The organism is Cupriavidus sp. WS (assembly GCF_000395345.1).
Classification (GTDB): domain Bacteria; phylum Pseudomonadota; class Gammaproteobacteria; order Burkholderiales; family Burkholderiaceae; genus Cupriavidus; species Cupriavidus basilensis_B.
In genome coordinates this window covers 1-5957 of the sequence record NZ_AQPL01000432.1, presented here as the reverse complement: position 1 = coordinate 5957, position 5957 = coordinate 1, and the positions used below count along the sequence as shown (strand labels likewise).

Annotated in this window: 7 protein-coding genes; 2 read left to right on the top strand and 5 right to left on the bottom strand. The window is 63.5% G+C overall.

The genetic code is table 11. The annotated features are described in order from the left end of the window. From K206_RS0129815 to K206_RS0129795, 5 genes are all read right to left on the bottom strand, one after another. A partial coding sequence (locus tag K206_RS0129815; protein WP_020205999.1) for a hypothetical protein occupies positions 1 to 1707 on the bottom strand: 1707 nt, incomplete at its 3' end. Next, positions 1704 to 2015 (bottom strand): conjugal transfer protein TrbD, encoded by a 312-nt coding sequence (locus K206_RS0129810; protein ID WP_001207961.1) that lies wholly within the window; start codon positions 2013 to 2015, stop codon positions 1704 to 1706. The genes K206_RS0129815 and K206_RS0129810, both read right to left, overlap by 4 nt. Before the next feature lie 3 nt (positions 2016 to 2018). Continuing rightward, complete coding sequence (gene trbC / locus K206_RS0129805; protein ID WP_011114046.1) at positions 2019 to 2483, bottom strand: conjugal transfer system pilin TrbC; 465 nt, start codon at positions 2481 to 2483, stop codon at positions 2019 to 2021. Between the two features lie 16 nt (positions 2484 to 2499). Then, a complete protein-coding gene (gene trbB / locus K206_RS0129800; protein ID WP_000132020.1) occupies positions 2500 to 3462 on the bottom strand; it encodes a P-type conjugative transfer ATPase TrbB in 963 nt (320 codons plus the stop codon). A gap of 309 nt (positions 3463 to 3771) precedes the next feature. Next, positions 3772 to 4134: a transcriptional regulator gene (locus K206_RS0129795; protein ID WP_011114045.1), complete on the bottom strand. Its 363-nt coding sequence runs from the start codon at positions 4132 to 4134 to the stop codon at positions 3772 to 3774. A 113-nt stretch (positions 4135 to 4247) separates the two neighbouring features. Between K206_RS0129795 and K206_RS0129790 the strand changes: the two genes are divergently transcribed. Continuing rightward, positions 4248 to 4589: a single-stranded DNA-binding protein gene (locus tag K206_RS0129790; protein WP_000019167.1), complete on the top strand. Its 342-nt coding sequence runs from the start codon at positions 4248 to 4250 to the stop codon at positions 4587 to 4589. A 46-nt stretch (positions 4590 to 4635) separates the two neighbouring features. Then, positions 4636 to 5856: a plasmid replication initiator TrfA gene (trfA, locus tag K206_RS0129785; protein WP_011114072.1), complete on the top strand. Its 1221-nt coding sequence runs from the start codon at positions 4636 to 4638 to the stop codon at positions 5854 to 5856. Positions 5857 to 5957 lie beyond the last annotated feature (101 nt).

Here is a 5957-nt window from a genome sequence, read left to right as displayed (position 1 = left end):
CCCCTTCGTTTCGAGGAACTGGAGCGGGCAGAACGCCAGGCGGTCATCGTCGGCGGCCACCGTGAAATGCAGGCCGCTCTTGCCCTTCGTGGCCGCGCGGATGCCGGCCGCGAGTGGGTACATCGACATGCCCTTGTCGAAGGCGTAGATCGACATGCCGGCGTAGCGACGGAGCTGCGCGGCGATGATGCCCAGGTGCGTCGATTTGCCTGCGCCGGTCGGGCCGAACATGAAGGTGTGGCCCAGGTCGCGCACGTGCAGGTTCAGGCGGAACGGCGTAGCGCCCACCGTCACGCAGTGCATGAGCGCCGGCGACAGCGGCGGGTACATCGGGCACGGAGCCGTGGCGCTGCCCGTCCAGATCGAGCTTGTCGGCAGCAGGTCGGCCAGGTTCATCGTGTTGATGAGCGGCCGGCGCACGTTCTCGACGCCGTGGCCGGGCAAGCTGCCCAGGTACGCATCGAGCGTGTTGATCGTCTCGATACGGGCCGCGAAGGCCAGGCGGTTGACGGCCTTCTCGACCAGGAGCGCGGAGGCCGCCAGGCGCTCCCGATCCTCGTCCATCAGCACGACTACGCTGGTGTAGTAGCCGGCCGCCACCAAGCCGCTGTTGACCTCGGCGATGGCCGCCTCGGCGTCGCCGACCATCGCGGCCGCGTCCTGGTTGATCGAGCCGGTATTCGTGTTGAACACCTGATCGAAGAAGCCGCGAATCTTCTGCTTCCACTTCTTGCGGAACTTGTCCAGGTGCTTCAAGGACTCGTGCTGATCCATGAAGATGAAGCGGCTCGACCAGCGGTATTCGCTGGGCAGCTCGGCCAGGGCCGAGAGCACCCCAGGCGTTGACTCCAAGGGGAAGCCTTCGATGGCGACCACCTGGATGAACTTGCGCCCGATCTTGGGCACGACGCCGCCCCACAGCTCTTGCCCGCCGATTACCGCATCGAGGTACATCGGATTGCTGGGCAGCATGACCGGGTGATGGAGGCCCGTCACGCAGAACTGCAACCAGCTCAGGAAGTCATCGTGCGTGACTTCCCTGCCCTCTTCCGACACGACTTTTTGGCCGCGCAGGCGCGTCATCTTGACCGCCGAGGACAGGCGCGATTCCAGGCTGGTGATCTCGCGCTTGAACTGCGCAATCAGGCCCGTAGTGCGCGCCGTATGGTCGGGAGCCACCGCATCGTCATCGAACATGAGTTCGACAAACTTGCGCTGGGCCAGCACTGGCGGGAACCACGTGACGGTCAGGACAAAGTAGCCCTCGAACATCGCGCCCAGGCCCTCGAACAAGCGCCGGCGTTCCTCGTCAATGGCGAAGGAAACGGAGTCGGGGAACGATGACACGCCCCGCTCCGAGTAGTTCGGCGCAGGCCGACGCACAGCATCGACATGCACCATCCAGCCGTTCCCCAGGCCCGCCAGGGCCTGGTTGATGCGGAACGACACCATTTCCCGCTGTTCCTCGGTGCTGCTGGCGTTGTCATCACCCTTGTACAGCCAGGCGGCCATAAAGGAGCCGTTCTTGCCCACGATCACGCCGTCATCGACCACGGCGGCGTAATTGAGCAGATCGGCCAGGCCGGCATCCTTGGCGCGATGCTTCTTGAGCTTCAGCTCGGCATCGACAGCCCGGATGCGGGCAAAGAGGATGAGCAACAGAACCGCACCGAGCACAGCAATGGCAATTGCGATTGCTTCGATCATTTGTATTGCTTCCCTTGACTCGGCGTGTTGTCACGGAAGGGCGTGCTGCGAGCCGGGTAGTACGGCTTGTACCGGCGGTGCCGCAGGTACACGTGTCGCAGCTTCGGATCGGCCTTCGCCATGAGGCGCAGCGCGAAGAGCGCGCCGAACCACAAGGCGATGCCGAACACCGTTGCCCTCACTTCTTGGGCGCTGAAAATCAGCGCGCCGGCCAGCAGGCCCGAGAACATCACCAGCTCACGATCCCCGCCCATGAACAGGTTTTCTCGGTTGCCGGCCCTACGGATGGGGATCGCGCGCAGAGCCATGACTTACCCCGCGATGTGGCCGCGCTCGGCCCAGCGCATGACGGCTTCGCCGGGGAAGCCGGCCACGTCCAGCGCGGCGACCTTGACCTGGTGCAGCGCGCCATCGGTCAGGGCGGCGATTTCCGCGCCACGGCCGAAGAACGTGCTCATCATGTTCTGCGCGCCGACCAGCAGGGCCATGACCAGGACGATGAAGATCAACGTGCGGAAGAAGCCGTTGAGTTCGCCGCCGAAGATCAGGATGCCGCCGGCGACCACGATGCCGATGATCGACAGCGCGAAGGCCACCGGGCCGGTGACGGAGTTGCGGAGGTTGGTCAGCCAGCTCTCATACGGCAGAGAGCCGCCGGTGCCCTCGGAGGCGAATGCGTGCTGGGGGGCCAGCAGGAAGAACGCCAGGAGGGCGAAGAGGCCCATGTAGAACAGGGCGTTGCGGTTGAGGCGGAATGCCGGGAAGGTTGCTTGCATTGGTCGTAACTCCTAGTCAGAGGGTTTTGGTGATGTACTGGCCGTTGGCGAACCCGGAAACCTCCAAGATTTCCTGGATGCGCCGCGAGCCTTCGACGCGGGCGATATGAACAACCACGTGAACCGCCTCGCCGATAAGCGGTTCAATGGGTTTCGGGGAATCGGGGTGCATGCTGATGAGCATGGCGAGCCGATCCAATCCAGCTTTGGCGTTGTTTGCGTGCAGGGTTGCAGCACCTCCTTCGTGCCCGGTGTTCCAGGCCATCAACAGATCAAGGGCTTCGGGGCCGCGCACCTCGCCGACCAGGATTCGGTCGGGGCGCATGCGGAGGGTGGTTTTCAGCAGCGCCGTCATGTTCACGTCGATGCTGGTGTGGTACTGGACGTAGTTCTCGGCGGCGCACTGGATTTCGCCGGTGTCCTCGATGATGAAAACCCGCTCGGTCGGGTCTTGAATCACCATCTCGTTGATGATCGCGTTCACCAGCGTGGTCTTGCCCGAGCCGGTGCCGCCGATCACAAGGATGTTCCGGTGCGCGCGCACCGCTGCAATCAATGCCTCGCGCTGCGGCGCGGTCATGATTCCGCGTTCGACGTACTGATCGAGCGTGAAGATGGCGACGGCCTTCTTCCGAATGGCGAAGGTGGGTGCGGGCACAACCGGCGGGAGCTGGCCGGCGAAGCGACTGCCATCAAGGGGCAGCTCGCCTTCCAGGATCGGCTTGGAGCGCGTGACTTCCTTGCCGTGGTAGCCCGCGATGGTTTCGATGATGGCTTGCGCCTGCGCGACGCGCAGCGTGCCGATGCACTTCATCGGCTCGCCCAGGCGTTCGAGCCAGAGCTTGCCGTCCGCGTTGAGCATGATTTCAACGGTCTTGGGATCGTTGAGGGCGGCCAGCAGCTCCGGCCCCATGTCGCGTTCGAGCTTCTTCTTCGCCCGTTCCTTGATGCTGTTGTGTTCTGGTTTCTGGTCGGTCATTCCGTATGCCCTGTATGCCGTTGCGTTTCGCGCATTCTACACAGGTTCATACGATATACCGAACTAATTTCGACCGCAACACCGAAGCGCACAAGGGTGACTTCGGCCGCGACGTTGCATCGCGGATTGCAGGGGCGAAAGAGGCGACAACGCGGCGCATGCTCCGTGCGCCCTCGCGCCGAACCCGTGGCGTTTGCGTTATGGGTTGTCCGGGGGTTGAGCCACCCCGGCGGGCTTTAGCGGCTAAAACTTGGCTGGCTCTTGTGGCTCAGTTCCGCGCCGCTTCCCTTCCCTTCTCACATCCTGGCGTCAACTCCCTCTAAGTTTCTTCCTTGTCGCTTCGCCCCACTTCTTGACGATGAACGCCTGGTGTTCTGGCAGCACGGCCGCCACGCGCTCGAAGCCTGGCGGCAGGCTTCGGGGTGCCTTGCCGCCGGCCAGGGTGTCAAGGGCTTCTTTGTCCAGGTCGGTCGATTCAAGCAGGAGCGGCAGGGGAGTTTCAAGGGCCTGCGCAATGTCCTCCATCACCTTTAGGGAGGGGTTGGCTTTGCCAGTAGTGAGATCGGACAGGAAGGAGATCGAAACCCCCGACCTGTCCGATAGCTCCTTTTTCGTCATGTGCCGCTCATCGAGCAGCCGGAGCACGTTCGTGAAGAAGATGTAGTTGTACAAGGCCCGTATGCCTTCTCGGTGCGGGCGGCAGAAAATTTTAGCCGCTAAAGTTCTTGACCACGGACGCAGGTTTAGCTAAACTGACGACTCCATTAGCGAAAGGAGCATGACGAATGAGCCACAACCTGTTCCAGTTTATCGGTAATCTTACCCGCGATACCGACGTTCGCCATAGCGAAAACAGCGCCCGCGCCGTTTTCGACCTGGCTGTCAATCGCGTGTGGCGCAACGCAGCCGGTGCGAAGCAGGAGCAGACGGACTTCTTCCGCATCAAGTCGTTCGGCGGCCTGGCCGAGAACGCGGGCAAGTACCTGGGCAAAGGCTCCAAGGTGTTCGTCCAGGGCCGCATCGAGCCGACGAAGTACGAGAAGGACGGCAAGACCGAATACGGCTTCGATTTCATCGCCGAGGAAATCGAATACCTGGACACCAAAGCGCCAGGCGGCGGCCAGTAAGGCCAGGCCCGGCCACGGCCGGGCAGTATGCTAGGAGGGAGATTAGATGCAGAACGAGTTCAACGAGCAGGAATACAGGCGCAAGCTCATCGAGGGCGGGCTTAGCGAAGCCGACGCCACCGACCTTGCCGCCCGTACCGCCGCCGCTCGCAGGGACTCGGGCAGCGCCGGCGGGGCCTTCCGCCCCGCCGGTTCCCTCTTCGAGCTGCCGGCCACGGCCGGCGACAACGAGGCGGCTTTGCCGCCGAAGCTACCGACGCCGGCAAGTGCCGCCGTCGAGCGATCCGAGCGCATGGCGCAGGAATCGGCCGAGCTTGCGCGCACGATGGGCCTGCCGCCCGAACCGCGCACCGCCGTGAACAAGATGGCCGAGCAGATCGGCGCGCTGGCCCAGGACAAACGGAGTAGTGCGATGGCGACCAAGAAGCGAACGGCCGGCGGTGAGCTGGCCGAGAAGGTCAGCGAGGCCAAGCAGACGGCCTTGCTCAAGCACACGAAGCAGCAGATCAAGGACATGCAGCTCTCGCTGTTCGACCTGGCTCCCTGGCCGGATCACATGCGGGCACTGCCCAACGACTTCGGGCGGTCGGCGATCTTCACCGTCCGCAACAAGAAGGTGCCGCGCGCCGCGCTGCAAGGCCAGTCGATCTACCACGTCAACAAAGACGTGGAGATCACCTACACCGGGATCGAGCTGCGCGCCGACGACGACGAGCTGGTATTCGCCCAGGTGCTGGAGTACGCGAAGCGCACCGCGCTCGGAGAGCCGGTTTCCTTCACGTTCTACGAGCTTTGCCAGGACTTGGACTGGTCAATCAACGGTCGGTACTACACAAGGGCCGAGGAATGCCTGACGCGGCTCCAGGCGTCGGCCATGCAGTTCTCATCCCAACGCATCGGCCGGCTCGAATCGGTGTCGCTGATCCGGCGCTTCCGCGTCCTGGATCGCGGCAAGCGCACGTCGCGCTGCCAGGTCGAGATCGACGCCGAAATCGTGGTGCTGTTCGCCGGCGACCACTACACGAAATTCGTGTGGGAGAAGTACCGCAAGCTGTCGCCCACCGCGCGGCGCATGTTCGACTACTTCGCCACCCACAAGGAGCCGTACCCGCTCAAGCTGGAGACGTTCCGGCTGATGTGCGGCTCGGATTCCACCCGGCCGAAGAAGTGGCGCGAGCAGGTAGGCGAAGCGTGCGACGAGCTGCGCGAAAACGGCCTGGTCGAAAGTGCGTGGGTGAACGACGACCTGGTGCATTGCAAGCGGTGATCGCCCCCCTGCCCTCCCCTGGAGCCGCCCGAGATCGAGGCGGCTTTTTTTCTCGAGCATCGCCACTTCCGGCGAGGCAGGGGTCGTCTCAGAAAACGGAA

Bases quoted from the DNA above. Each gene is read 5' to 3' on its own strand.
- K206_RS0129810 (WP_001207961.1), bottom strand. From the start codon at position 2,015: ATGGCTCTGCGCGCGATCCCCATCCGTAGGGCCGGCAACCGAGAAAAC.
- trbC (WP_011114046.1), bottom strand. From the start codon at position 2,483: ATGCAAGCAACCTTCCCGGCATTCCGCCTCAACCGCAACGCCCTGTTC.
- trbB (WP_000132020.1), bottom strand. From the start codon at position 3,462: ATGACCGACCAGAAACCAGAACACAACAGCATCAAGGAACGGGCGAAG.
- K206_RS0129790 (WP_000019167.1), top strand. From the start codon at position 4,248: ATGAGCCACAACCTGTTCCAGTTTATCGGTAATCTTACCCGCGATACC.
- trfA (WP_011114072.1), top strand. From the start codon at position 4,636: ATGCAGAACGAGTTCAACGAGCAGGAATACAGGCGCAAGCTCATCGAG.